Origin of the sequence: Pontibacter sp. HSC-36F09, assembly GCF_024171605.1 — a bacterium.
In the GTDB taxonomy this organism is placed as follows: Bacteria; Bacteroidota; Bacteroidia; order Cytophagales; family Hymenobacteraceae; genus Pontibacter.
In genome coordinates, this window is the sequence record NZ_JALKAA010000007.1 from 68391 (window position 1) to 92902 (window position 24512).

Below are 24512 nucleotides of genomic sequence, written 5' to 3' on the forward strand. Positions count from 1 at the left end.
TATTTGTACGCCTTTTAGTAAAACGCCTAACCTAAGCCTGCCAATTTAAAAACCCCTGCCTCCTTGGATCGTTTAATAAGTGCATGTTTTGTATAAATCAATATTTAATAAATCATATAATACTATTTAATACAACGCTATGGCAAGAGATTATCAGGATGACTATGGTGGGGAAGGTTACCCGTCTCACCAGGAGAACCAGGGTTTTTTTGACCGGGTAGGCGATAAAATCAGCAGTGCCTGGGAGCGTATAAGGCGCGATGATGACGACCAGAGTCACAGCCGCAGTGCACATTACCCTTACTCAGGAGAAAGTGATCGCGGAGGCTACCGCTCTTCTGCTTACGGTTTGCGGGATTCCGGAAGCCATGAGCAGGACAGGGGTTATGGGCAATCCCAGCTGGGCAGGTATAGTCCGCAGCGTTCTGAAGGCAGCAATTATGGGGATACTTCCCGATCCGGACAGGGCTGGGCCAGCAGCGGTTACAGTGGCCGTATGTCTGATTACGGAAGCTCTTCGCAGCAGCGCGGGCAGTCACAGGACTATGGTTTTGCATCCTCGCAGGGGAGCGGTTATGGACGAAGCGGTTCCCCTTACGGAGCTGGCTCCAGCGGGGGTGAGTATGGTGCTTCGGGGCAGGCAGACTATGGCAGCACACAGCGCGGCTACGGCAGCTCGTCTGGCTACGGGGATTCATCAGCAGGCTACGGCAGAAGCTCTATGGGCTTTCCACGTGGTTCCGACTACGGAAGTGGCGGCTCGGGCTCTATGGGAGGCGGCTATTTCGGAAGCGGGGCAGGACCCTGGAGCGGTGGACCTTACGGCGACACTGGCACCGCAGGCTACAGAGCGGGCAGTGGCTCGCAGCGCAACGTGGGCGGCAGCTCGGGGTCGGGAACACAGGACAGTAGCAGCTCCATGGGTAGCACAGGTGGCTACAGTAGCTCTGACTATGATTATTCCCGCAGGGAGCAGCTGCGCCGGGGCCAGCCTGAACAAAGCTACGGCAGTGACTGGGATAGATAACACTCTTCAAATAAAAAATAAAAAAGGGATCGCTTGCAGCGGTCCCTTTTTTATTTGGCAATCATTTGCCTGGCGTCTTCTACAGTTTCTGCCGACTTGATCAGGCGGTCGAGGCCCAGGATCTCAAATACGTTCCGGATTTTAGGCGGCATGTTCACCATCACCAGATCCATCTCCTTTAAGTTGCAGGCCTGAAAGGCAGCCAGCAGCACACCAAGTCCGGCCGAAGAAATATAAGTCAGCTCACTGCATTCGATCAGCACAAAGCCCGACGAGGCAGCAATTGCCTCTTCCAATGCATTGTCGGCGTATACAGACGAACTGGCGTCAAGCTCTCCCTTGAATCGAAGCAATGCCCCTTTGCCAATCGTATCTGTCGTCACGCTAAAAGTTTTCATCTATCGTTGTTTTCTTCTCTTGATCAATCGCCGGCTTTTTGGGCCGTTCATATCCGCTCTATGAAGCGATCAGTTTGTGTTATTGCCTTTCATACGCAAAAATGCAACTCAGGCTGTCTCGCTTCAGGTGAGCATGCTTTCAAAGGTATAAGAAAAATCTTCCTTTCAATGCTATTCTTACCAGTCTGTGACCACTTGATGTTTAATTCCGATTATAATCGTAGTAAATACGTATACGATTCCGTAGTAAATACTGAATTTTTGCTATTGCATCTGTTTTAAGTGTCATGTAGGGCAGGCGCAATTGTACATTCAGTTATTTATGATGAAAATTGTTGGCAAAAGGGTAGTCTGGTTGAATAACCTTTAGGCCGGCTGCCTTCTATTCGATCTTCTTCATAGCATGCCCGGCTTTTTCTACTTTTCTTGACCATAAAACTGCTGGACGAAGAGGTTACTTGTGACCTTTGATTCAAACTTGAAAAATGATAAACCTTATAATCACGGATGACCACAAAATAGTACGCGATGGCTTGAAAGCACTGTTGAAAGACCATGGTGCAGTGCGTGTGGTTGGTGAAGCTGCCAGTGGTAGCGAATTGCTCGATCTGTTGCCTGAAGTAGAAGCTGATATTGTGCTGATGGACCTCAGTATGCCAGGAATGGACGGTTTTGATACGGCAACCCAAATCTTTGACCGGTACCCAGATCTGAAAGTGGTGGTGCTCTCGATGCTAAGCCACGAAAAATACGTGAACCAGATGATGGAGCTCGGTGCTTCAGGCTACATTCTGAAAAATGCGGGTAAAGACGAATTGCACTGTGCCCTTCAACTCATTGCGCAGGGTTGCCGCTACATCAGTCCGGAAGTGACGCTGGAACTGCTTCGTAAAATAAAGCAGCTGCCAATCGAGCGGCCCGCATCAAACGGAAATGAGGAGGAACACCGCGAGCTCTCTAAGCGTGAACTGGAGGTTCTTTCCCTGATCGGAGAGGGCTTTACTAATGCCGAGATTGCCGATAAGTTGTTTACAAGCAAACGTACTGTCGAAACCCACCGGCAAAACCTGCTCGACAAAACCAAAGCCCGTAATACGGCGGCGCTTATCAAATACGCCCTGCAGCGCAGGCTGATTTCCTGAGATTGAAAAAATTTCTGATGTAGCCTAAGCACTTCTTATCCTGGCGCTTTTGTCGGAAGGCGTGGCGTTTCGCAGCTAACTTCTGGGTATGGCAAAGTCCCCTGGCTTTGGTATCTTCGTATTTTGAAATGAAAATATTGCCCCAGAGCGCTATGCAACAGAATCGAACCGTCGCACGACTACTTTTCGCTGAAGAAACAGACATGGGCGACCTGCCGCTGCGACAGCCACTGCCCACCCGTCAGGTAGAGCAGTACGATCCTTTTCTGCTGTTGCACCATCTTACCACCACCATCCAACAGTCGGATTATCCCTATAAGCTTGGGGTAGATCCGCATCCACACCGTGGTTTTTCGCCAGTCACGTTTGTGTACCAGGGAGGCGTGCACCACCGCGACTCGCGTGGCAACGACAGTGTGGTGTGGGCCGGTGGCACGCAGTGGATGAATGCCGGACGGGGTATTATGCACAGCGAACGCCCTCCGCGTGAAATGCAGGAGCAGGGGGGAGTGCAGGAGATCGTGCAGCTGTGGGTGAATACCCCGGGCATGCTTAAGATGGAGCAGCCTGCTTATTTCGCCCTGCAATCCGAAGATACCCCTACGATCTCTGAAGACGAAGGGCGCGTACAGATTGCAGTGGTGGCAGGAGAATACAGCGGCACAAGAGGACCCGTCAAAACGCCGAGCCCTGTGATGGTGCTGCGTCTTACCTTACAGTCCGGTGGGCGTTGCTCTATACCTATACCTGCCTATCACAACGCCATGCTATACCTGCTGGATGGTCAGGTAACACTGGAAGGCTTTGGCCTGATTGAAGGCCTGCACCTGGCGCTCCTGAACCGAGATGGCGAAACCTGCACCATAACTGCCCGCCAAGACACGCGTCTGTTATTGCTTTCCGGAGAACCGCTGGACGAGCCACTGGCTATGCACGGGCCTTTTGTGATGAACACCCAAACCGAAGTGATGCAGGCCATGCGCGATTACCAGATGGGAAAGATGGGCATGTTGTTCGAATAAACGGAGATGAGTAAAGTTTACCAAAGAATTTTCACTGTCAGCTATATAACGGAACTCATCTGCCCGGAATATTGAACAGCGTGGCTTAAGAAAATGATGTTGGCAAAATAAACATGTATAACGCAGCCACAAAAAAGGCTCTCCTGATTGGGAGGGCCTTTTTTGTGGGGTAGATTTTGCTCCTGAGAAATAAACTGTATCACTTTGGCTGTGTTATAAGTATATTGTACTTAAGCTTTTTCGGGCATAAGGTCGGTTGCGACTCTTTTGATGATGCTGCATCACAGCGGCAATCGCTCGAAAACGGCATACAAGCAGTAGAATAGGTAATATTTTCAAATTTTGATGTATTATGCTGTTCGCTGCTTTCATTTTAGTACATAGCAGAGCCAGGGGCAAGTGCCACAGCAAATCTTTGTAGAAAAATAAACAAGTAGCATTTAATTATGACAGTATACAACAAGTGGTATCATCCTTACGAGATCAACGAGAAGTATCAGAAGCGCGTGGCCTACTTCAGCATGGAGTTCGGCATTCACCAGGCACTTAAGACCTATTCCGGGGGGTTGGGTTTCCTGGCTGGTTCGCACATGCGCAGTGCGCACGACCTGCGCCAGAACATGATCGGCATTGGTATACTCTGGAAATACGGCTACTACGACCAGACCCGCAACGACGACCAGACCATGCGGGTTCAGTTTCAGAAAAAGTACTATGCCTACCTGGAAGACTCCGGCATTATGGTGACGGTGAACGTGAACGGCCACCCCGTAAAAGTGAAAGCCCTGGTGCTGCGCCCCGAAGTATTTGGCACAGTGCCCATGTATTTTCTGACCACCAACATCCCCGAGAACGATCACCTGGCACGTACCATCACCTTTCATCTCTATGACAGGGAACCCTCGACCCGTATTGCACAGAGCATTGTGCTGGGTATAGCCGGTGCAAAAGTAGTAGAGGAACTGGGTGGTGCTGACATCTACCACATGAATGAGGGGCATGCCCTGCCGCTGGCTTTTTACCTGAACGAGAAATTCAGGAACGCAGACGATATGCGAAAACGCATCGTGTTTACGACCCACACTCCCGAGAAAGCCGGAAACGAAGTGCACGATATTCACCTGCTCAACAAAATGTCTTTCTTCAACAACACCTCACTGGAAGAGGCACGCCGCATGACAGGGATGCACGGCAATTTCTTTGACTATACCCTGGCTGCCTTACGGATTGCCAGAATTGCCAATGGCGTATCGCAACTGCATGGCCAGGTGGCGCGCGACATGTGGTACGAGAATGAAAATGTGTGCGAGATCAAGGCTATCACCAATGCACAGAACGCCCGTTTCTGGATGGACAACACCATGAGGCAGGCGCTGGAGCGCGACGATACCCAGGCCCTGGTGCAACGAAAGGCGGACATGAAACAGGACTTGTTCGAAATTGTGGCTGACCAGACCGGCAAACTTTTCCGGAAGGATGTGCTCACGGTGGTATGGGCCCGTCGCTTTGCCGCCTACAAGCGGGCTGACTTGCTGGTGCACGACATCGAGCGGTTTTTTGAGATGATTTCAAATAAGTCACAGCCTGTTCAAGTGATCTGGGCCGGTAAACCTTACCCATTCGACGAGGGCGCTGTGAGTGTGTTCAACAGCCTGGTCAACCTCTCTTACCAACAAAAAAACTTCGCTGTGCTGACTGGATATGAGATTGGCTTGTCCCGTAAACTGAAGCAGGGGGCTGACATTTGGCTGAACACACCGCGCCGTCCGCGCGAAGCCTCAGGAACCAGTGGCATGACAGCCGCCATGAACGGGGCCGTAAACCTTTCGGTGTTGGATGGGTGGTTGCCGGAGTTTGCCCGACACGGTGAAAACAGCTTTGTGCTGCCGGTAGTAGATACCAGTTTGGCTGATTCGATGCAGGATGAGATTGACCACAAGAACCTGATGCGCATACTGGAGAATGAGGTGATTCCGACGTACTACAACGACCGGGGTAAGTGGATGAATGTCGTGAAGCAGAGCATGCGCGATGTAATGCCTTTCTTTGACTCAGACCGCATGGCGCACCAGTACTACGAGCAGATGTATTAATGCGAATGATTTTCCTGACAAAGGAAATTATAACAAAAGCACAAACAAGAAGCGCTGTCCCTTCACAGGAACAGCGCTTCTTGTTTAGGTATGGCCTTGTTTAGTTGGCTTGTCTGCCGAAGCGGCTTCCGAAGAAATCGCCTTGCTTCCAGCTTGGCCGCTCAGTTGTATTCGCTACCTGGTAGCTGATCAGGAAATTGAGCTGTACATACTTTTTGCCGGCATCAAAATCGAAGGTGCTGGTGACTTCGTCCTGTGGCAGGTGGTAGTGCACCTTGCGCCACTGCTCCACCTGCTTGTTGAGGTTGTTCAGTCCGTCTTTAGTTTTGTTGCCATACTTGATGTGCAAGGCAGGTATACCCTGCATCACAAAGCTGTACTGGTCGCTTCGGATAAAGCGCATTTGCTCCGGCTCCGGGTCTTCCTCCACCGTCATACCCAGATGTCGCGCGGCATTGGCCACTTCATTTTCCAGCGTCGAGTGGTTCGCGCCCAGTCCCACCACCGACAAAAGAGGCGCGATGATGGTCGGCATATCGGTGTTGATGTTAGCTACGATCTGCTCTACCGGAACTGTTGGGTAGCGGGCGAAGTAGGCGGAGCCCAGCAGGCCCATTTCCTCGGCAGTTACCATCACGAGCAGCACGGAACGCTTCGGTTTTTCTTTCAGTCTGGAGTAGATCTTTCCGATCTCGAGCACACTGGCCACACCCGAGGCGTTGTCGTGCGCACCGTTGTAGATGGAGTCACCGTTTACGGGGCGGCCTATACCTACGTGGTCGAGGTGGGCGCTGTGTACCACATATTCGTCTTTCAACTGTGGGTCAGACCCGGTTATTTTGCCGATCACGTTGTGGCTTTCAAAGTCGTTGTAGTTGGAGGTATAGCTAGCGCGCAGGGTATGGTTGAGTGGGGTAGAAGCAGGCTTGCCTTGCTTCAGTTGCTCGCCGAGTTTGGCCATTTCTATACCTGTTCCTTTCAGAAGCTGTTCAAAAGTAGCGGCGTTGATGTTGGCCAAAACGCCGATCTTGTCAGACACATAGTTACGCGACACAGCTACTTTTCCGTTCGGATCCATGACGCTATACGTACCGCGCGCCAGGTTGGCAACGCCCGCCTTCGGGTTATCTGTAGCCACAATTACGCCTACGGCACCTTTTTCGGCAGCGATCTTCAGTACCGTCATCATGTCGCGGCTGTAGGCCGAAACGGTAGAAGGAAAGCTGGCAGGCGCACCACGCATCACCACCACGATCTTGCCGTTCACATCTATACCTGCATAGTCGTCGTAGCCCAGGTCAGGCGCGCTGATGCCGTAGCCGGCGAATACCAGCGGAGCTTCTATGCTCACCTTAGGCTCTTCAGCATGTGGGTATACCGAGAAGTCCTTGTTGTAGGTCAATTGTATTTCTGAGCCCATCGAGTCGGCTAGGCTCATGCTGGCCTCTTTGCCCGGAAATGACTGGCGCAGGCGTACGAGTTGCAAATAGGTGCCATTCTCGCCGCCGGGTTCTATACCTGCTTTTTGGTAATGCTCCACCACATAGTCCACCGCCATCTGGTAGCCTTCGGTGCCGGGCTTGCGACCCAGCAGACGATCATCAGCCAGGTATTGGATGTGGGCTTTAATATCGTTTGGCTTTACTTTTTTAAGCGATTTTTCAACCGGTTTGTCAAGCGCCAGCTTCTGGGCGGAGGCACTCCCTTGCAGCAAAAGACCACAGGAAAGGGCTAGAAAGAGAAAGCGTTTCATTCAGATTAGTTTGGTTTACTCACCAAATATAAGAGAAATGTAGGTATAGCGCCTAACCTATACCTCTTGCTCAGGTATAGGTTAGGCGCTGAGAACTATTTTTTGCGTGATTTCCTTCGCTCTGCCCACCGCAGGTATAAGGTCAGCGTTGTCAGCAAAGACAGGAAGAGCAGCAGGCTCAGGATTTTCATACCGCAGGATTTGCTGTTTCAAAGAAGGTATACGGTTCTTATCCGGCTTTCGCTCCTTTCTGATGCGCCAGGTAACTGGTTAATTTGTCCCACTGCAGCCCCTGAAATCCGGCCCAACCGCCTTCCGCGATCAGGGTGTTCAGCACGGAGCGTGCACCGGATTCCTCGCCCTGGTTGTTGATGTATTCATTCCTGCCAATTTCGGAGGCAATCAGTCTTGTGCCCTGCAGCTCCACCCGAAACGTACTGCTGGCTTCTTTGGTGAAAAAGTGCTTGGTAACTGCCTCCTCCTCAGCCGGCGGATTGGGCTTTTCGCTGGGATGCACCGCGAACTCCGCCAGGTTGTCCTCCTGACGGATACTGGAAACATTCACCCAGTTCTCTACATTGGAGGCAGGTAGCGTGATCTTCACGAAGTACCCGATCTGCGGTGTATCCGCCATCGTTTTCCGCCCTCTGTCATCGTACAGCTCGAAGGTAGAATTGATGCCTTCCAGCTTTGACCACAAATTTACGTTGAACAGCTTTCTCTTCGACTCTTCAAAAGCTGCCCGCGCACTGGCTACATCCGGGTAATCCTGTTCGTTCCGGTACTGCTTGTCCTTCGATTCCTCTCCCTTCAGGACCTTTACTTCTTCTTTTACTTTATCGACTATTTTCTTGATGCCCATGGTATTTAATTGAATGATTGAACTACGACACCTCCTCCACGTGCGGGGACGAAAGTGAGGGTAGGGACAAGGCCTCTTCTGCTCAGTCGGATTTATCAATCCGGTAGCCAACTGTCGGGTCTTCAGTCACACGTGCGCCTTTAACAGGTATACGAGGATTGGAAAATCACCTGCCGCTTACCTCAGGATTGATGAAACCCTCAGGGCCATTTTGTGTCACTACTCTTTAACTAAACCTGCCTATACCTTACGCACAAACGCGACCTACGGTATAGGCTATTCCTGCACTAATTGCCCTGTTTTATTCGAAGCCACAGGTATAGGTGACAAAAAACAAGCCCTTCCACCAAAGGCAGAAGGGCTTGCAGGGTAAGGGTTTAGGTATAATATGAGATGCTCGGAACGCTACCTTCAGGTATAGCGGAATGTAGTTTAAGATCGAGCTTGTTTCGCCGGAGTTTCCTTTTCAATCAGCGGTGTCACATCCTCGTCTTCTTCCAGAGACCAGCCGGTTTTCAGGCCGATGATGAACCAGGCCAAAGCCAGCACACCACCCGCAAAAATCGTGTCACCGATCACACGCAGCCAGCGCAGGACGTTCATCGTGTCGGTTTGCATGAACTCCATAGAGCGGGCATACCACAGGCCGTGCTCCACACTCGCCCAGGTCTGCATCAGACCGATTGGCAGCACACTTATCAGCACCATCAGGGCAAGGCCGATGTTGATAGACCAGAAAGCAAAGCTGATCACCCCGTCTTTCCAGCGACGTCGTTTCGAAAGTCCTTTGAGCACGAACAGCATCAGGCCAATGCCCAGCATACCGTATACCCCGAACAGCGCGGTGTGGGCGTGAACCGGAGTCGTGTTCAGCCCTTGCATATAGTAGAGCGCAATTGGCGGGTTAATAACGAAACCGAACACACCGGCGCCTATCAGGTTCCAGAAAGCCACCGCCACGAAAGAGTAGATCGGCCATTTGTAGGCTTTGATCCAGAGCGTGAGCTTGCTGATTTGCAGGTTGTGGTAAGCCTCGAAACCGATGAGTACCAGTGGCACCACTTCGAGTGCACTAAAGGTCGCACCCAAGGCCATTACTGCAGTAGGCGTGCCGCTGAAGTACAAGTGGTGGAACGTACCGATGATACCGCCGAACAGGAAGATAATGGTGGAGAATAGCACCGTAGACGTTGCCATTTTGGTATCAAGCAAGCCCATGCGCACGAACAGGAAGGCGATCACTACGGTGGCGAACACTTCGAAGAAACCTTCTACCCACAGGTGCACCACCCACCAGCGCCAGTACTCGGCAATAGCCAGATTGGTATGCTGCCCCCACATCAGGCCAGAGGCGTAGAAGATGGCAATGGCAGCAGATGAGATCAGGAACATACCCAGCAGGTGGCGTCCCTCTACATCGTTACGGAAGGCAGGCAGAATGGCACGTACCATCAGGCCCAACCACAGGAACAAGCCCACCAGCAGGAAGATCTGCCAGAAGCGGCCCAGGTCCACATATTCATAGCCTTGGTGACCGAACCAGAAGTTCTCAGCATAGCCCAGTTTCTGCATGATGCCATACCACTGACCAGCCAGCGAACCAGCCACAATGATGAGCAGGCAAACGAACAGGAAATTAACACCCAGCTTCTGGAATTTAGGTTCGTGACCCGACACGGCAGGAGCGATGTACAGACCAGTAGCCAGCCAGGAAGTAGCGATCCAGAAGATGGCCAGCTGCACGTGCCAGGTACGGGTGATGGAGTAGGGGAGGTACTCCGCCAGCGGGAAGCCATAGAGCGCTTGGCCTTCGACACCATAGTGCGCCGAGACAACACCGAGCGTCACCTGCACCAGAATCAAAGCAGTTACGATCCAGAAGTATTTCAGCGTCGCTTTCATGGAAGGCGTGGCCGTCAAGCCCAACAGGGGATCCTGCTTCGGCAGTTTGGAGTGGTCGATCTCCTCTTCGCGGTTAGAAGCATAGTAGTAAGCCAGCATCCCCACCCCCGCAATCAGGATGATAACCGAGAAACCGGTCCAGATGATGAGGTCGGAGCTGGGCTCGTTGGCCACCAGTTTCTCGGCAGGCCAGTTGTTGGTATAGGTGATCTTTTTGCCCGGACGCTCCGTTACGCAGGCCCATGAAGTCCAGAAGAAGAACGTGTTGAGCTTCTCCATACGCACCGGGTCTTCCACGGTGTTATCCTTCATGGCATAGGCGTCGCGGCGCTTGGCCAGCGCCGGATCGTTCATGAACAGGCCGGTGTAATGCTTGCCCACTTCTGCAATCGCCTCGGCACGCAGGTCCGTCACGGTCAGTATACCTGTCTCGGGGTCGTACGTGTTGGCGCGGATGTGCTTCTGCAGACGGGCTTCGAGCATGGCTTTTGTTTCTTCGTCCAGCTCGTCATACAGCCCGCCTTTTTCCTGCTGAGCCCAGTAATCCAGGAAGTACATGGCCTCCTTGTGCAGCCAGTCGGCACTCCAGTCAGGTGCAATGTAGGCGCCGTGTCCCCAGATTGATCCTAATTGTTGCCCGCCCGTCGACTGCCAGACATTCTGCCCGTCTTTAATATCATCTCCTGTAAACAGGATTTTCCCGGAAGTGGTGACCACCTTAACAGGTATAGGTGGAGCCTCTCTGTAAATCTCGATACCGTAGTATCCTAGAACGGCGAAGGAGCCGACTATTACGGCAATGAACCCCAGCCATAGGTTTCTGTATTTCATAAAGGGTAAAAATTTGAGTGGTTTATGTAGAGTTAAAATTAAAATTCAAGGACTGGGACTTCCATAGTCGCATTTTTTGATAGCTCTCCAGCGATGTAGGCTCCATCAGGTTTATACCCCACCATGTCCTGCCTGCTCAGCGGCTGCACCAGCACACTCATTATTATAGCAAGCCGTTTCATGGCATTCTCAATTCTTTTGTTTTCGAACTGCTGCAAAGGTCATACAGGGTTATAAGGAGAAAAATGACATAGGTCACTAATAAAAGAGACTAAGGTCTTCTATTGTTTTGCAGCTCAGTAATACCTTTGTACAAGTGTTACGGCTATGTTAAGTCCCTATACCTAGAGCGAGTTTATTTCTATATATAGTATTTTATATATACATTGAGATATGAATGAAACTGACAAGTCACAGCAATCCGGCAGCCCTCAGGACAGTGGGAAAGACAAAATTTTACTCACCACAGATCTTACAACCCTGGCGCACGAGCTGAAGGGGGAGGAGAACTGGCAGAAAATCGGGCGGGGGTCCAGGACGATCTTTAAGTCCGAAACATTGCGCATCGTGTTGAACGTGATGCAGGCGGGCTCTGAAATAAAACCGCACCAGGCACCGGGACCCATCAGTGTGCAGGTGGTTGAAGGCCGGATCAGATTCATCACAGAAGAGCAGTCGGTAGAGCTGGCAAAAGGGCAAATGCTAACTCTTCAGGCGCATGTGCGACACAGCGTCGAGGCCCTGGAAGAGGCAGCTTTTCTGCTGACCGTTTCTCCGCTTCCCTCCAGATCTTAACCAACTTGAGTATCAGTGTTAAAAGAATTCAAAGCTGCACGTGTATTTTTTATATACAGAAGCGAAAAAGATGACGAAGGTCACTATTAAAAGAGATAAAGGTCTTTTAATAAAAAACACGCTGATAATACCTTTGTATTGTAAATGAAAGCCAAATAGTACCCAGTAAAGAGGAGTTCAGCGCCTAAAAAAACATCAAAACAGGATCTGATCCTCACAGTGCAAAACAGTAAAAACCATGAAACCCAAAAAACAAAAAACAACAATCATGAAATCGATCAAATCCGCTGCTTTACTTTTCCTTGCTGCTCTGGTATTCTACAGCTGCTCATCTGACAACACCGCCACCACCGAAACAACACCGGAATCAGGTCTGGCACATCAGGCACCCGCAGCCCCAGTGGAAGATGACGGAAAAGGTATAGGCCCCATCACATCAGTTGAAGTAGGAGCAGACATAGACCAGGCTTTGGCTGCTGAGGGTAAATCTATTTTCGAAGGCAAGTGCTCTGCCTGCCACCAGTTGTCTGACCAGAAAATTGTAGGTCCTGGCTTGCTGGGCGTAACAGAAAAGCGCAAGCCGGAGTGGATCATGAACATGATCATCAACCCGGAGGAGATGACCAAGAAGGACCCTGCTGCTAAAAAACTGCTGGCTGAGCACTTAACGCAAATGACCAACCAGAACATTAACGAGACAGATGCCAGAGCTTTGCTTGAATTCCTGCGTCAGAACGACACAAATTCTTAATCAAAAAAAACAGCAAAAACCATAACCACGATGAAATCATTATTCACCACCATCAAAAAAGCGGCTCCTGCTGCGGCCTTTACGCTGGCACTGGCCGGCGGTGCGGTACTGCAGGGTTGCAGCAGCGGACCTGGCGAAGGTAGTGCCACGGCTGCAGGTGTTGCCTCAGACGCTGCGCAGGCAGTGTATGTAGCACCGGGCAAGCATGACGAGTACTACTCTTTCCTGTCTGGCGGTTTCAACGGACAGATGTCTGTGTACGGACTTCCTTCCGGCCGTCTGCTGAAGATCATCCCGGTGTTCACGCAGCACGGTGAGAACGGCTACGGCTACAACGAAGAGTCGAAAGCCATGCTCAACACTTCACACGGTTTCGTGCCTTGGGACGACCTGCACCACCCGAAACTGTCACGCACCAACGGTATGACAGACGGTCGCTGGTTGTTTGCAAACGGTAACAACACACCACGTGTGGCACGTGTCGACCTGTCTACTTTCGAGACTGTAGAGATCATGGAGATTCCGAACTCTGCCGGTAACCACTGCTCGCCATACCCAACTGACAACAACGAGTACGTGATTGCAGGTACACGCTTCTCTGTGCCACTCGACATGAAAGGCGGTACAGCTGACGTGAGCATGGACGAGTACAAGGACAAGTTCCGCGGCTCTATCTCCTTCATCAAAGTTGACCAGGAGAAAGGCGACATGGAGCTCGACTTCCAGATCCTTGTACCAGGCTTCGACTACGACCTGGCAAACGGTGGCAAAGGCCCGTCTTCTGACTGGGTGTTCTTCACCACTTATAACACAGAACGTGCAGGTTCATTGAAGGAGCTTGGTGCATCGCAGAACGACCGCGACTACCTGGCTGCTGTGAACTGGAAACTGGCTGCCAAGTATGCCGCAGAAGGCAAAGCGAAGGAAATGCCAGCCTACTACTACCACAACAAAATGGACAAGGATACACACATCGCCAAGTCTACTATCAAGAAGACAGTGCGCTACCTGCTTCCGGAAGATTGCCCGGGCATGATGTACCTGATCCCTGCGCCTAAGTCACCACACGGCATCGACGTGGACCCAAGCGGCGAGCACATGGTAGTGAGCGGTAAACTGGCTGCGACTATACCTGTATTCTCTTTCTCTAAAATGCAGAAGGCGATTGAAGACAAGGCTTTTGACGGTGAGATCAACGGTATCCCAGTGTTCAAATACGAGTCTGTGCTGAAAGCAGAAGTGCCGGAGCCAGGTCTTGGACCATTGCACACCGAGTTTGACGGAAAAGGCAACGCCTATACCTCTATGTTCGTGTCTTCTGAAGTAGTGAAATGGAAACTGAGCGACTTCACTGTAGTAGACAGAATGCCGGTTTACTACTCAGTTGGTCACTTGATGATCCCTGGTGGTGATACGCACACACCGGATGGCAAATACCTGGTAGCAATGAACAAGATCACCAAAGACCGCTACCTGCCAACTGGTCCTGAACTGTCGCACTCTGCTCAGTTGATCGATATCAGCGGCGAGAAAATGCGCATGCTCCTTGACTTCCCGACCGTAGCTGAACCGCACTACGCACAGGCCATCAAAGCTGAGAAAGTAGCACCTAACAGTGTGAAATTCTACGACCTGGCCAAGAACAAGCACCCACATGCGGTGAAGAAAGAGGCTGATGCCAGCGTGACCCGCGAAGGCAACGTAGTGAGAGTGAAAATGACGGCCATCCGTAGCCACATGACCCCGGACAACATCGAAGGTGTGCAGGTAGGCGACACCGTACTCTTCCACGTGACCAACCTCGAGCAGGACTGGGACGTACCGCACGGATTCGCGGTGATGGGCGCCAACACAGCCGAAACACTGATCATGCCGGGCGCTACGCAAACGCTGCGCTGGGTACCGAAGAAAGCCGGTGTGTTCCCATTCTACTGCACCGACTTCTGTTCTGCACTCCATCAGGAAATGCAAGGCTACATCAGAGTATCTCCTAAAGGCTCTCCTGTACCGATTTCCTTCTCAACAGGCAAAAAGAAGCCTGCCGCTTAACCTAAAGGTATAAGCCGGGCAATACAAAAGCGGAGGTTGCCCAAAGCAACCTCCGCTTAATTTTTAATTTTCACCTTAAAATAAACAAGGATGAAAGCTTACCTCAAAGTGCTGATGATGATAGCCTCGCTGTCTCTCGGTTTATTATTTCTCTTTCCGATGTGGAAGATCTACCTGCTGGCTCCCCAGTATCCCGAGGGACTGGAGATGCACATCTGGGTAAACAAAATTTCAGGTGATACGGACGGAGCTCTCCAGAACTTCAATATTCTAAACCACTACATTGGTATGGAGCCAATCCACGCCGACTCGTTCGCCGAACTCAAAATTATGCCTTATATCGTCATCTTCTTTATGGTGACAGGTATACTGGTAGCCCTGCTGGGCAAAAGAAAACTGGTGCTTTCCTGGGTTGTGCTGCTGATGATAAGCGGTGCCGTAGGTATAGCCGACTTCTACTTGTGGCTCAATAAATTCGGCACCAACCTCGACCCGACTGCCCCGATCAAGGTACCGGGTATGACATACGTGCCGCCGCTTCTCGGAAGCAAAACGCTGCTCAACTTCGACGCTCTGTCGCTGCCTGCATGGGGTAGCTTAGGTATAGGGCTGGCAATATTGCTGGGAGGTCTGGTATACTTCTTCAGCCGCAGCACGGTGCAAGTGAAAAGTGCAAAAAAAGTGATGGCATGAAATCTCTTAGCCTATACATGAGTTGCCTGGTGCTGTTGTTTGTGGTCCTGCTGGCAGGATGCCAGGTAAAGCCACAACCCATAGCCTACGGCGAGGTGAATTGCGCCCACTGCCAGATGACGGTGTCAGACAACAGGTATGGCGCTGAGATGATCAATGACAAAGGCAAACCGTTTTACTTCGACTCAGCCGAGTGTCTGGCCCTATACCTGGACCAGAACCCGGATCAGGCAGTAAAAGCGGCCTACGTGCTGGTAACAGATTTCACTAAACCCGGTGAACTGATGGTCGCCCGTAGTGCCAGTTTTATACAGAGCAAAGAGCTCCCAAGCCCGATGGGCATGTACCTGACGGCCGTGGCAGATGAAGCCACAGCTACCAAAATGCAACAGCAAGTAGGCGGTCGCCTGCTGAACTGGGAACAGGCCATGACAGCCGTTAAGAACAATGAAAAACCTGAGTAAATATCTAATAGTTTGCACCGCATATGCTTTGGTGTGCCTGCTGGGAAGCCCTGCTGCTTTCGGCGACACACTAAAGGTATGCACCACCTGCGAGTACCACTCCGTGAAAGAAGCCGTGCGCCAGGCGAAAGCCGGCGACATTGTGCTTGTGGATGGAGGCGTGTACAAGGAGTCAGGTATAGAAATCACCCAGCCCATCAGTCTGATCGGGCGCAACAACCCCGTAATCGATGGCCAGAACAGCGGCCAGATCATTACCATCAAATCTTCCAACGTAAAACTGGAAGGCTTTACAGTGCAAAACGTGGCCGTGAGCTACATGCGCGACGACGCTGCCATCCGGGTGGCAGACCGCCAAAACATCCAGATACTGAACAACACGGTGCTCAACACTTACTTTGGCATATACCTGCAAAACGCCGACAACAGCGTGGTAAAAGGCAATGTGGTAAAAGGGGAGAACACCGGAAAGATAGAATCATCGCTGGGCAATGCCATACACGTGTGGCGCACCGACGGTGCCGAGATTAGTAACAACAGGGTAGAGGGTCACCGCGACGGCATCTATTTTGAGTACGTCACAAACAGCCAGGTGCACGAAAACATCAGCGAGCGCAACAACCGCTATGGCCTGCACTTTATGTTCTCGGATGGCAACGTGTATACTCAAAATATTTTCCGGAAAAACGGAGCCGGTGTGGCAGTGATGTATACCCGTAATATCCGGATGGAGCACAACACCTTTGAAGATAATTGGGGCGCAGCCGCCTACGGACTGCTGCTGAAGGATATCTCGCAAAGTGTTATCCTAAACAACACATTCCGCAGAAACACCACCGGCATTTATATGGAAAGTTCCAGCCGGCTCGACATCAACAGCAACGATTTTGAGCGCAACGGTTGGGCCATACGCCTGCTGTCGAGCTGCATTCAGGATACCTTCCGGCTCAACAACTTTACCGGCAACTCCTTTGATGTGAGCACCAACGGCAGCCCCACCATGAACCTGTTCGAGGACAACTACTGGGACAAATACAGTGGCTACGACCTTGACAAAGACAAAACAGGGGATGTGCCCTACCGGCCGGTGAGTTTGTACTCTATGCTGGTAGAGCGGGTACCGCCTTCGGTGATGTTTATGCGCAGTTTTATGGTTGACCTGATGGATAGTATCGAACGGGTGCTGCCGAGTTTTATACCTGAGACACTGGTCGATGACCGACCTCAAATGAAGAAAATAGATCATGATAGCGATAGAAAACTTGTCCAAAACCTACGGTAAGCTGAAGGTGCTCGATAACCTGAGCGTGAACTTTGACGGCGGCCGTGTAGTATCGATTATTGGCCCGAATGGCGCGGGCAAAACCACCATGAGCAAGTGCATCCTGGGCATGGTGCTGCCCGACAGCGGCGACATTAAATTCAACGGGGAGAGCGTGCTAAAACATCACGCCTACCGCAGCCAGATCGGCTACATGCCACAGATCGGAAAGTACCCGGAGAACATGAAGATCCGGCAGGTGATCGAGATGGTGCGCGACATCCGCAAAGACGCCACCGTGATTGACGAAGAACTGATTGGCCTCTATGGCCTCCAAAATATATATGACAAAAGAATGGGCTCCCTGTCGGGCGGCACGAAGCAGAAAGTGAGTGCGGCACTGGCCTTCCTCTTCGACCCGCAGGTGCTTATTCTCGATGAGCCGACCGCCGGCCTCGACCCGATCTCGGCGGAAATACTCAAGTGTAAGATCCTGAAAGAGAAGAAAAAGGGCAAGCTCATCCTGATCACCTCGCACATCATGAGCGAAGTAGAGGAAGTGGCCGACGAGGTGATGTGCCTGATGGACGGCGCCGTGAAATTCCACGACACGATCTCCGGTATCAAGCAGAACACCAACGAGGAGCGCCTGAGCCGTGCCATTGCTAAAATTATGAATGAGGAGGACTAGACCATGAACAAGATCATCAAGTACGTACTGTATGACATTATCCGGAACAAGATCGTAGTGGCCTATACCTTGTTCCTGCTGTTGCTTTCCATTGGCCTTTTCAACTTGGGCAGTAGTCCGGAAAAGGGTCTGCTGAGTCTGCTCAACCTGGTGCTTCTGACCGTACCGCTGATCAGCATCGTCTTTGCCACCACCCACTTCTACAACTCCTACGAGTTCATGGAACTGCTCGTGTCGCAGCCGATAAAACGCAGCAAGATCTTTATGAGTGAGTTCCTGGGCGTAACCTTGTCCTTGTCAGCCGCGATCCTGATAGGTATAGGTATACCAGTAGTGCTGTTCGCGCCGGGCGCTACGGGCCTATACCTCGTGTTGACGGGCGTGTTCATCACCTTCATCTTCGTGGCCATGGCCTTCCTGGCCTCGGTCATCACGCGCGACAAAGCCAAAGGTATAGGTATAGCCCTGATGCTCTGGTTCTACTTCGCCCTGATCTACGACGGCATTGTGCTCTTCATCCTCTATTCTTTTGGAGACTACCCACTCGAGTACGCCACCCTGGCGCTGACGGCCCTGAATCCGGTGGACCTGGGCAGGGTGATGGTGCTGCTCAACCTGGACGTCTCGGCCATGATGGGCTACACGGGCGCGTTGTACAAGAGCATTTTCGGCAGCGGCTGGGGCGTGGGCATCGCCTTCCTGGTGCTCGTGCTTTGGGTAATGGTGCCACTGCTGCTCTCCAGAAGGGCCTTTACCAGAAGGGATTTGTAGCATGGGAAAAACCCCCTTTGCTACATCATAAAAATTGAAAGTGTTTGTGTGTTAAAGAGTGCAGGTCGAAAGGCCTGCGCTCTTTTGCGTTTTAGCCAAAGGCTTTTTCAAGTCTGGTTAGGGAGTTCTTCTATTTTAGAATTTTTGCCTCGGGTGTCAGGAAAAAGTATTAAAAAATCGAGTTCTGAAAAGTGCGGCAAGGGCATGGGAAACACCCCCAAAATAAACCGTAAACACTATAGTGCGTACACATTCGCAGTAATGCTTAACAGAAATCCAACTAAACCATCAAAACTATGACAAATCAGTCTTCTTCCCTAAAGAAATTACTTCGAGATCAATTGCCCGGATCTATCAGGTATGGCGTTGTGGCCCTTTTTTGTGGCTCTTTGCTTTTTAGTTGTTCATCAGGTGATAATGAAAAAAATGCAACTGAGTCTCAGGAGCAAACCGGGCTGGCACACCAGCAGGAGCAGGCCCCTGTAGAGGATGATGGCAAAGGTATAGGACCAGTTTCTTCTATAGAAGTAAGTGAGAACATTGATGATGCCCTGGCTGCTGAGGGTAAGACAATTTTTGAAGGGAAATGTTCTGCCTGCCACCAGCTAACCGACCAGAAAATTGTCGGCCCGGGCTTGTTGGGGGTAACAGAAAAGCGCAAGCCGGAATGGATCATGAACATGGTGATCAATCCGGAGGAAATGACCAAGAAAGACCCTACCGCCAAGAAACTATTGGCTGAGCACCTGACGCAAATGACCAACCAGAACATTAACGAGACGGACGCACGCGCTATACTGGAGTTCTTAAGACAAAATGACCTCCAGGCACAAGGAAAATAATTAAACCCTAAAGAACATGAAAGTACTTAACCGCAATTTAAAAAAGATAGCACCCAGGATCGGCGTCTTGTTTACGCTGATGGCGGGTGCGGTACTGCAGGGATGTGGAGGAGGGGAAGGAGGTCAGAAATCAGATGTAGTGGACTCTGAGGCCTCGGCTGCAGTTTATGTTCCACCTGGACAGCATGATGAATACTACTCTTTCCTTTCTGGAGGTTTCAACGGGCAGGTATCGGTATATGGCCTCCCTTCCGGCAGACTGCTCAAAGTGATCCCTGTTTTCTCGCAATTCGCTGAAAACGGCTACGGCTATAACGAGGAAACCAAACCAATGCTGATGACCTCTCACGGTTTCGTGCCCTGGGATGACCTGCACCACCCGAAACTGTCGCGCACTGATGGTACGGCGGATGGCAAGTTCCTGTATGTGAATGGCAACAACACACCGCGTGTGGCAAAAGTGGATCTGACTACTTTTGAGACCGTAGAGATCATGGAGATCCCGAACTCTGCCGGTAACCACTGCTCGCCATACCCAACCAACAATAACGAATACATTCTGGCAGGTACCCGCTTCTCAGTTCCCCTGGATCTGGAAAAAGGTGGCATGGGAGATGCAAGCCTGGAGGAGTATGAAGACAAGTTTAGGGGCTCTATCTCTTTCATCAAAACAAATGAAGAGGATGGCCACATGGAGCTGGACTTCCAGGTGCTGGTGCCCGGTTTTGACTATGACCTGGCAAACGGTGGTAAAGGACCTTCCGAAGACTGGGTGTTCTTTACGACTTACAACACAGAGCGGGCCCGCACTTTGAAAGAGCTCGGCGCCTCGCAGAACGACCGCGACTACCTGGCCGCCATCAACTGGAAACTGGCTGCCAAGTATGCCGCAGAGGGCAAGGCGCATGAAATGCCAGCCAACTATTACCATAACACGATGGACCATGGTTCGCACCAGGCTAAATCCAATGTTATAAAAAAGGTTCGGTACCTGCTGCCGGAAGAATGCCCGGGCATGATGTATCTGATACCGGCGCCTAAGTCGCCGCACGGCATTGACGTGGACCCAACTGGGGAGTACATGGTAGTGAATGGCAAGCTGGCTTCGTCCTTGCCAGTGTTCTCTTTCTCTAAAATGCAGAAGGCCATCGAGAACAAGGATTTTGACGGCGAGGTAAATGGTATTCCGGTATTCAAGTACGAGTCTGTATTGTATGGCGAAGTAAAAGAGCCGGGTCTGGGACCATTGCACACCGAGTTCGACAACAAAGGCAATGGCTACTCTACCATGTTCGTGTCGTCGGAAGTGGTGAAGTGGAATGTGAAAGACCTGAAGGTATTGGACAGAATACCGGTTTACTATTCGCCGGGCCACTTGATGATTCCGGGTGGAGATACTAAGGAGCCAAACGGCAAATATCTGGTGGTGATGAACAAGATCACCAAAGACCGCTACCTGCCGACCGGGCCAGAACTGGTGCATGCTGCCCAACTGATCGACATCAGCGGTGATAAAATGAGGCTGCTCCTCGACTTCCCGACCCTGGCAGAACCGCATTACGCGCAGGCGATCGAAGCAGATAAAGTGGCGCCGAACAGCGTCAAGTTCTTCAAGCTCGGTGAGAATACCCACCCGGATGCCGTGAAAAAAGAGTCTGACGTGAGTGTGACGCGCAACGGCAAGACGGTGAAAATTAACATGACTTCCATCCGAAGCCACTTTACCCCAGACAACATTGAAGGTGTGCAGGTGGGTGACACTGTACTCTTCCACGTGACCAACCTGGAGCAGGACTGGGACGTGCCGCATGGCTTCGCCGTGATGGGCGCCAACAACTCCGAGACGTTGATCATGCCGGGCGCCACACAGTCGCTACGTTGGGTGCCTAAACAGCCAGGCATATATCCTTTCTACTGTACGGACTTCTGTTCTGCCCTCCACCAGGAGATGCAGGGCTACGTGCGGGTGTCGCCAAGAGGATCTAACCCTGCTATCAAGTTCTCGACTGGCGAGAAGCGACCGGTACCGCCGGCCCAGGCAAGTGCAAATATTAAATAAGATTAGCTGATTGTGAAGGACAGCGGAGTTTGTTAAATCCAGGCTTCGCTGTCTTTTTATACCCTAAACTAAACGGAAAAAGATGCGCATATACCTGAGAATACTGATGGTCGTGGCAGCTTTGTCACTTGGTACACTGTTTCTCCTCCCGATGTGGAAGATATACCTGGAGGCGCCGCAATATCCCGAAGGGTTAGAGTTGCACATCTGGATAGACAAGCTGGGCGGCAGCTCGGACCACGTACTGCAGAATTTCAATATCCTGAATCACTACATCGGGATGGAGGCAATTCACCCCGAATCTTTTGCCGAGCTCAAGTATATGCCCTATATTGTCATTTTCTTTATGGTGACGGGTGTGATCGTGGGGCTGCTTGGCAGGAGGAATTTGGTGCTGTACTGGGTTATCCTGTTGGCTATAGCAGGCGCTGCCGGTATTGCCGACTTCTACTGGTGGTTGTACAAATTCGGAACCAACCTCGATCCCACTGCTCCGATCAAAGTACCAGGCATGACGTACATTCCGCCCTTGCTGGGCCATAAAGCACTACTCAATTTCAATGCGCTCTCGCTGCCCGCCTGGGGTAGCATAGGCATCTTCCTGGCTATCGTCATAGGCGGACTCGTATACCTATTAAGCAAGCGTAAAATCAATTCTACTTAACCCGAAAATCTTCGACATGTTACACAAACCCACCCTTTACACACTGAGCCTCCTACTCCTACTTTTTGGAACGGCGGGCTGCTCAGTGGAGCCAAAACCTGTGCCCTATGGTGAGGCCAATTGCACCCATTGCCAGATGACAGTGTCGGATAACCGGTATGGCGCTGAACTGGTGAACGACAAAGGAAAGGCTCTTTACTTCGACGCGGCCGAGTGCCTGGCGTCCTATACCCTGGAACAGGCTGAGATAAGCGACAAAGCGGCTTATCTGCTGGTAACAGACTTTGCTAACCCGAATACCCTGATTGAGGTGGACAAGGCGCATTTCCTGCAAAGCGCAGAGTTGCCAAGCCCCATGGGCATGTTCCTGTCCGCTGTGGCGGACGAGGCGACGGCCAACAAGATGCAACAGGAGTATGGAGGCCGCCTGCTGAACTGGGAGGAGGTTAAACAAGCCGTGAGGAATAATGAGAAACCCGAGTAAACATATTATAATCTGGACAGCATGCGCCTTTGTGCTGCTGCTGACGAGCCTGCAGGCTGTCGGCGGCACCTTAAAGGTGTGCACTACCTGCGAGTATCGTTCGGTGAAAGAGGCCGTCAGCAAAGCCAAAGCTGGCGATGTGGTGCTTGTGGACGGAGGCACGTACAAAGAGTCAGGTATAACGATCACCCAACCCATCCGTCTGATCGGGCAAAACAACCCGGTAATAGACGGCAATAACAGCGGCCAGATCATTACGGTGGCTTCTGACAACGTCACCATTCAGGGCTTCACGCTGCAAAACGTGGCCACCAGCTATACCCGCGATGATGCGGCTATCCGGGTCAAGCAGCAGAACAACATCCAGATACTGAACAATACTATCCTGAAGACCTACTTCGGGATATACCTGCAGTACGCAGACAGCATCGTCATCAAAGACAACGTGATAAAAGGGGAGAACCTGGGCAGGACGGAATCCTCGCTCGGCAATGCCATCCACCTGTACTACACCGACGACGTGCAGATCATCGGGAATGATGTGCAGGGCCACCGGGACGGCATCTACCTCGAGACAGTGAAGAACAGCAAGGTAGTACGTAACATCAGTCACCAGAACATGCGCTATGGTCTGCACTTTATGTTTTCAGATAACAACGTGTACACTCATAACACCTTCCAGAAAAACGGGGCCGGTGTGGCCGTGATGTATACCACCAACGTCCATATGGAGTATAACACCTTTGAGGACAACTGGGGCGCCGCCTCCTACGGACTACTCCTGAAAGAAATAAACAACAGCTTTATTCACAACAACATTTTCCGGCGCAACACCACCGGTATACACATGGAAAGCTCCAGCCGCCTGGATTTCAAAAACAATGTTTTCGAGCGTAACGGCTGGGCTATCAAATTGATGACCACGTGTATAGACGATACTTTCCGGTTGAACAACTTCACTGGTAATTCTTTTGACATCAGCACCAACGGGAATGCACAGCACAACTACTTTGAGCATAACTACTGGGACAAATACACGGGATACGACCTGGATAAAGACGGCATAGGCGATGTGCCCTACCGGCCGGTGAGCCTATACTCCATGCTGGTGGAGCAGGTGCCGCCTTCCATTATGTTCATGCGCAGCTTTATGGTAGACCTGCTGGACAACATGGAAAAAGTAATGCCAAGTATCATCCCCCAGACCCTGGTGGACGAAAAGCCCTTAATGAAGAAGATAGATCATGATAACAATAGAGAATTTGTACAAGTCCTACGGCAAACTGCAAGTGCTCCGTGGCGTGAGCGTTAAGCTCGAAGAAGGTAAAGTTATATCGATTATAGGCCCGAATGGCGCAGGCAAAACCACCATGAGCAAGTGCATCCTGGGCATGGTGCTGCCCGACAGTGGCGATATTAAAATTAACGGGGAGAGCGTGCTCAAAAAACACCTCTACCGCAGCCAGATCGGGTACATGCCCCAGATCGGCAAGTACCCGGAGAACATGAAGATCCGGCAGGTGATCGAGATGGTGCGCGACATCCGTAAAAAGGCCGCCGTGATCGACGAAGAACTGATTGGCCTCTATGGCCTCCAAAATATGTATGACAAAAGAATGGGCTCCCTGTCGGGCGGCACGAAGCAGAAAGTAAGCGCCGCGCTGGCCTTCCTCTTCGACCCGCAGATCCTGATTCTGGACGAACCAACTGCCGGCCTCGACCCGATCTCGGCCGAGATCCTGAAAGGTAAAATCCTGAAAGAGAAAAAGAAAGGAAAGCTGGTGCTCATCACCTCGCATGTGATGAGCGAGATTGAGGAAGTGGCCGACGAGATACTCTGCCTGGTAGACGGCAATGTGATGTTCTATGAAACTATTTCTGACCTGAAAGCACAAACGCAGGAAACACGCCTGAGCCGTGCGGTCGCTAAAATCATGAACGAAGGGAGGGTGATATAA

At 51.3% G+C, this 24512-nt stretch carries 24 protein-coding genes; 18 read left to right on the top strand and 6 right to left on the bottom strand.

From position 1 onward, the window contains the following. Positions 1-139: 139 nt before the first annotated feature. Positions 140-1027 (top strand): hypothetical protein, encoded by an 888-nt coding sequence (locus tag L1278_RS17345; RefSeq protein WP_253406289.1) that lies wholly within the window; start codon positions 140-142, stop codon positions 1025-1027. A gap of 50 nt (positions 1028-1077) precedes the next feature. On the opposite strand, the gene L1278_RS17350 is transcribed toward L1278_RS17345, so the two are convergent. Then, positions 1078-1425, bottom strand: a complete 348-nt coding sequence (locus L1278_RS17350; protein WP_253406290.1) for an STAS domain-containing protein — start codon at positions 1423-1425, stop codon at positions 1078-1080. Between the two features lie 485 nt (positions 1426-1910). Between L1278_RS17350 and L1278_RS17355 the strand changes: the two genes are divergently transcribed. From L1278_RS17355 to glgP, 3 genes are all read left to right on the top strand, one after another. Continuing rightward, positions 1911-2567: a response regulator transcription factor gene (locus L1278_RS17355; protein ID WP_253406291.1), complete on the top strand. Its 657-nt coding sequence runs from the start codon at positions 1911-1913 to the stop codon at positions 2565-2567. 152 nt (positions 2568-2719) lie between these two features. Further along, a complete protein-coding gene (locus L1278_RS17360; protein ID WP_253406292.1) occupies positions 2720-3589 on the top strand; it encodes a pirin family protein in 870 nt (289 codons plus the stop codon). A 446-nt stretch (positions 3590-4035) separates the two neighbouring features. Further along, positions 4036-5682 (top strand): alpha-glucan family phosphorylase, encoded by a 1647-nt coding sequence (glgP, locus tag L1278_RS17365; RefSeq protein WP_253406293.1) that lies wholly within the window; start codon positions 4036-4038, stop codon positions 5680-5682. 100 nt (positions 5683-5782) lie between these two features. Here the strand turns inward: glgP and L1278_RS17370 are convergent, their stop codons facing one another. The 5 genes from L1278_RS17370 to L1278_RS17385 all read right to left on the bottom strand — a co-directional run bounded on the left by L1278_RS17370 (position 5783) and on the right by L1278_RS17385 (position 11248). Beyond that, positions 5783-7435: a M28 family metallopeptidase gene (locus L1278_RS17370; RefSeq protein WP_253406294.1), complete on the bottom strand. Its 1653-nt coding sequence runs from the start codon at positions 7433-7435 to the stop codon at positions 5783-5785. 81 nt (positions 7436-7516) lie between these two features. After that, the gene (locus L1278_RS19580) at positions 7517-7648 is read right to left on the bottom strand and encodes a hypothetical protein (protein WP_256488707.1); all 132 of its coding nucleotides are present in this window, start codon (positions 7646-7648) and stop codon (positions 7517-7519) included. A gap of 16 nt (positions 7649-7664) precedes the next feature. Then, the gene (locus L1278_RS17375) at positions 7665-8297 is read right to left on the bottom strand and encodes a hypothetical protein (RefSeq protein WP_253406295.1); all 633 of its coding nucleotides are present in this window, start codon (positions 8295-8297) and stop codon (positions 7665-7667) included. Positions 8298-8729: 432 nt separating this feature from the next. Next, positions 8730-11030, bottom strand: a complete 2301-nt coding sequence (locus tag L1278_RS17380) for a nitric-oxide reductase large subunit (RefSeq protein WP_253406296.1) — start codon at positions 11028-11030, stop codon at positions 8730-8732. A 38-nt stretch (positions 11031-11068) separates the two neighbouring features. Next, a complete protein-coding gene (locus L1278_RS17385) occupies positions 11069-11248 on the bottom strand; it encodes a hypothetical protein (RefSeq protein ID WP_253406297.1) in 180 nt (59 codons plus the stop codon). Between the two features lie 175 nt (positions 11249-11423). On the opposite strand from L1278_RS17385, the gene L1278_RS17390 reads away from it, so the two are divergent. From L1278_RS17390 to L1278_RS17455, 14 genes are all read left to right on the top strand, one after another. Continuing rightward, positions 11424-11825 carry a cupin domain-containing protein gene (locus L1278_RS17390; RefSeq protein ID WP_253406298.1) on the top strand — a complete coding sequence of 134 codons (402 nt, stop codon included), beginning with the start codon at positions 11424-11426 and terminating at the stop codon, positions 11823-11825. A gap of 268 nt (positions 11826-12093) precedes the next feature. Beyond that, on the top strand, positions 12094-12576 hold the full coding sequence (locus L1278_RS17395) for a cytochrome c (protein WP_253406299.1): 483 nt from the start codon (positions 12094-12096) through the stop codon (positions 12574-12576). A gap of 30 nt (positions 12577-12606) precedes the next feature. Beyond that, positions 12607-14625: a Sec-dependent nitrous-oxide reductase gene (gene nosZ, locus L1278_RS17400; protein ID WP_253406300.1), complete on the top strand. Its 2019-nt coding sequence runs from the start codon at positions 12607-12609 to the stop codon at positions 14623-14625. Positions 14626-14715: 90 nt separating this feature from the next. Beyond that, positions 14716-15318: a hypothetical protein gene (locus L1278_RS17405; RefSeq protein ID WP_253406301.1), complete on the top strand. Its 603-nt coding sequence runs from the start codon at positions 14716-14718 to the stop codon at positions 15316-15318. Beyond that, the gene (locus L1278_RS17410; protein WP_253406302.1) at positions 15315-15782 is read left to right on the top strand and encodes a nitrous oxide reductase accessory protein NosL; all 468 of its coding nucleotides are present in this window, start codon (positions 15315-15317) and stop codon (positions 15780-15782) included. Before L1278_RS17405 ends, L1278_RS17410 begins: the two co-directional genes overlap by 4 nt. Then, positions 15766-17064 (top strand): nitrous oxide reductase family maturation protein NosD, encoded by a 1299-nt coding sequence (locus tag L1278_RS17415; protein WP_253406303.1) that lies wholly within the window; start codon positions 15766-15768, stop codon positions 17062-17064. Before L1278_RS17410 ends, L1278_RS17415 begins: the two co-directional genes overlap by 17 nt. Continuing rightward, positions 17027-17734 (top strand): ABC transporter ATP-binding protein, encoded by a 708-nt coding sequence (locus L1278_RS17420; RefSeq protein ID WP_253406304.1) that lies wholly within the window; start codon positions 17027-17029, stop codon positions 17732-17734. Before L1278_RS17415 ends, L1278_RS17420 begins: the two co-directional genes overlap by 38 nt. 3 nt (positions 17735-17737) lie before the next feature. Further along, on the top strand, positions 17738-18505 hold the full coding sequence (locus tag L1278_RS17425) for an ABC transporter permease subunit (RefSeq protein ID WP_253406305.1): 768 nt from the start codon (positions 17738-17740) through the stop codon (positions 18503-18505). A gap of 296 nt (positions 18506-18801) precedes the next feature. Beyond that, positions 18802-19347: a cytochrome c gene (locus L1278_RS17430; RefSeq protein WP_253406306.1), complete on the top strand. Its 546-nt coding sequence runs from the start codon at positions 18802-18804 to the stop codon at positions 19345-19347. Between the two features lie 16 nt (positions 19348-19363). Further along, positions 19364-21406, top strand: a complete 2043-nt coding sequence (gene nosZ / locus L1278_RS17435) for a Sec-dependent nitrous-oxide reductase (RefSeq protein ID WP_253406307.1) — start codon at positions 19364-19366, stop codon at positions 21404-21406. 82 nt (positions 21407-21488) lie between these two features. Continuing rightward, positions 21489-22070, top strand: a complete 582-nt coding sequence (locus L1278_RS17440; protein WP_253406308.1) for a hypothetical protein — start codon at positions 21489-21491, stop codon at positions 22068-22070. 16 nt (positions 22071-22086) lie between these two features. Then, positions 22087-22554, top strand: a complete 468-nt coding sequence (locus L1278_RS17445) for a nitrous oxide reductase accessory protein NosL (protein ID WP_253406309.1) — start codon at positions 22087-22089, stop codon at positions 22552-22554. Further along, positions 22538-23866, top strand: a complete 1329-nt coding sequence (locus L1278_RS17450; protein ID WP_253406310.1) for a nitrous oxide reductase family maturation protein NosD — start codon at positions 22538-22540, stop codon at positions 23864-23866. Before L1278_RS17445 ends, L1278_RS17450 begins: the two co-directional genes overlap by 17 nt. Next, positions 23799-24512 carry an ABC transporter ATP-binding protein gene (locus L1278_RS17455; RefSeq protein ID WP_253406311.1) on the top strand — a complete coding sequence of 238 codons (714 nt, stop codon included), beginning with the start codon at positions 23799-23801 and terminating at the stop codon, positions 24510-24512. The genes L1278_RS17450 and L1278_RS17455 overlap by 68 nt, the downstream gene beginning before the upstream one ends.

What these genes read in the sequence shown, in the direction of transcription:
- L1278_RS17345 (WP_253406289.1), top strand. Translation starts at nt 140, where the DNA reads ATGGCAAGAGATTATCAGGATGACTATGGTGGGGAAGGTTACCCGTCT.
- L1278_RS17350 (WP_253406290.1), bottom strand. Translation starts at nt 1,425, where the DNA reads ATGAAAACTTTTAGCGTGACGACAGATACGATTGGCAAAGGGGCATTG.
- L1278_RS17355 (WP_253406291.1), top strand. Translation starts at nt 1,911, where the DNA reads ATGATAAACCTTATAATCACGGATGACCACAAAATAGTACGCGATGGC.
- L1278_RS17360 (WP_253406292.1), top strand. Translation starts at nt 2,720, where the DNA reads ATGCAACAGAATCGAACCGTCGCACGACTACTTTTCGCTGAAGAAACA.
- glgP (WP_253406293.1), top strand. Translation starts at nt 4,036, where the DNA reads ATGACAGTATACAACAAGTGGTATCATCCTTACGAGATCAACGAGAAG.
- L1278_RS17370 (WP_253406294.1), bottom strand. Translation starts at nt 7,435, where the DNA reads ATGAAACGCTTTCTCTTTCTAGCCCTTTCCTGTGGTCTTTTGCTGCAA.
- L1278_RS17375 (WP_253406295.1), bottom strand. Translation starts at nt 8,297, where the DNA reads ATGGGCATCAAGAAAATAGTCGATAAAGTAAAAGAAGAAGTAAAGGTC.
- L1278_RS17380 (WP_253406296.1), bottom strand. Translation starts at nt 11,030, where the DNA reads ATGAAATACAGAAACCTATGGCTGGGGTTCATTGCCGTAATAGTCGGC.
- L1278_RS17390 (WP_253406298.1), top strand. Translation starts at nt 11,424, where the DNA reads ATGAATGAAACTGACAAGTCACAGCAATCCGGCAGCCCTCAGGACAGT.
- L1278_RS17395 (WP_253406299.1), top strand. Translation starts at nt 12,094, where the DNA reads ATGAAATCGATCAAATCCGCTGCTTTACTTTTCCTTGCTGCTCTGGTA.
- nosZ (WP_253406300.1), top strand. Translation starts at nt 12,607, where the DNA reads ATGAAATCATTATTCACCACCATCAAAAAAGCGGCTCCTGCTGCGGCC.
- L1278_RS17405 (WP_253406301.1), top strand. Translation starts at nt 14,716, where the DNA reads ATGAAAGCTTACCTCAAAGTGCTGATGATGATAGCCTCGCTGTCTCTC.
- L1278_RS17410 (WP_253406302.1), top strand. Translation starts at nt 15,315, where the DNA reads ATGAAATCTCTTAGCCTATACATGAGTTGCCTGGTGCTGTTGTTTGTG.
- L1278_RS17415 (WP_253406303.1), top strand. Translation starts at nt 15,766, where the DNA reads ATGAAAAACCTGAGTAAATATCTAATAGTTTGCACCGCATATGCTTTG.
- L1278_RS17420 (WP_253406304.1), top strand. Translation starts at nt 17,027, where the DNA reads ATGATAGCGATAGAAAACTTGTCCAAAACCTACGGTAAGCTGAAGGTG.
- L1278_RS17425 (WP_253406305.1), top strand. Translation starts at nt 17,738, where the DNA reads ATGAACAAGATCATCAAGTACGTACTGTATGACATTATCCGGAACAAG.
- L1278_RS17430 (WP_253406306.1), top strand. Translation starts at nt 18,802, where the DNA reads ATGACAAATCAGTCTTCTTCCCTAAAGAAATTACTTCGAGATCAATTG.
- nosZ (WP_253406307.1), top strand. Translation starts at nt 19,364, where the DNA reads ATGAAAGTACTTAACCGCAATTTAAAAAAGATAGCACCCAGGATCGGC.
- L1278_RS17440 (WP_253406308.1), top strand. Translation starts at nt 21,489, where the DNA reads ATGCGCATATACCTGAGAATACTGATGGTCGTGGCAGCTTTGTCACTT.
- L1278_RS17445 (WP_253406309.1), top strand. Translation starts at nt 22,087, where the DNA reads ATGTTACACAAACCCACCCTTTACACACTGAGCCTCCTACTCCTACTT.
- L1278_RS17450 (WP_253406310.1), top strand. Translation starts at nt 22,538, where the DNA reads ATGAGAAACCCGAGTAAACATATTATAATCTGGACAGCATGCGCCTTT.
- L1278_RS17455 (WP_253406311.1), top strand. Translation starts at nt 23,799, where the DNA reads ATGATAACAATAGAGAATTTGTACAAGTCCTACGGCAAACTGCAAGTG.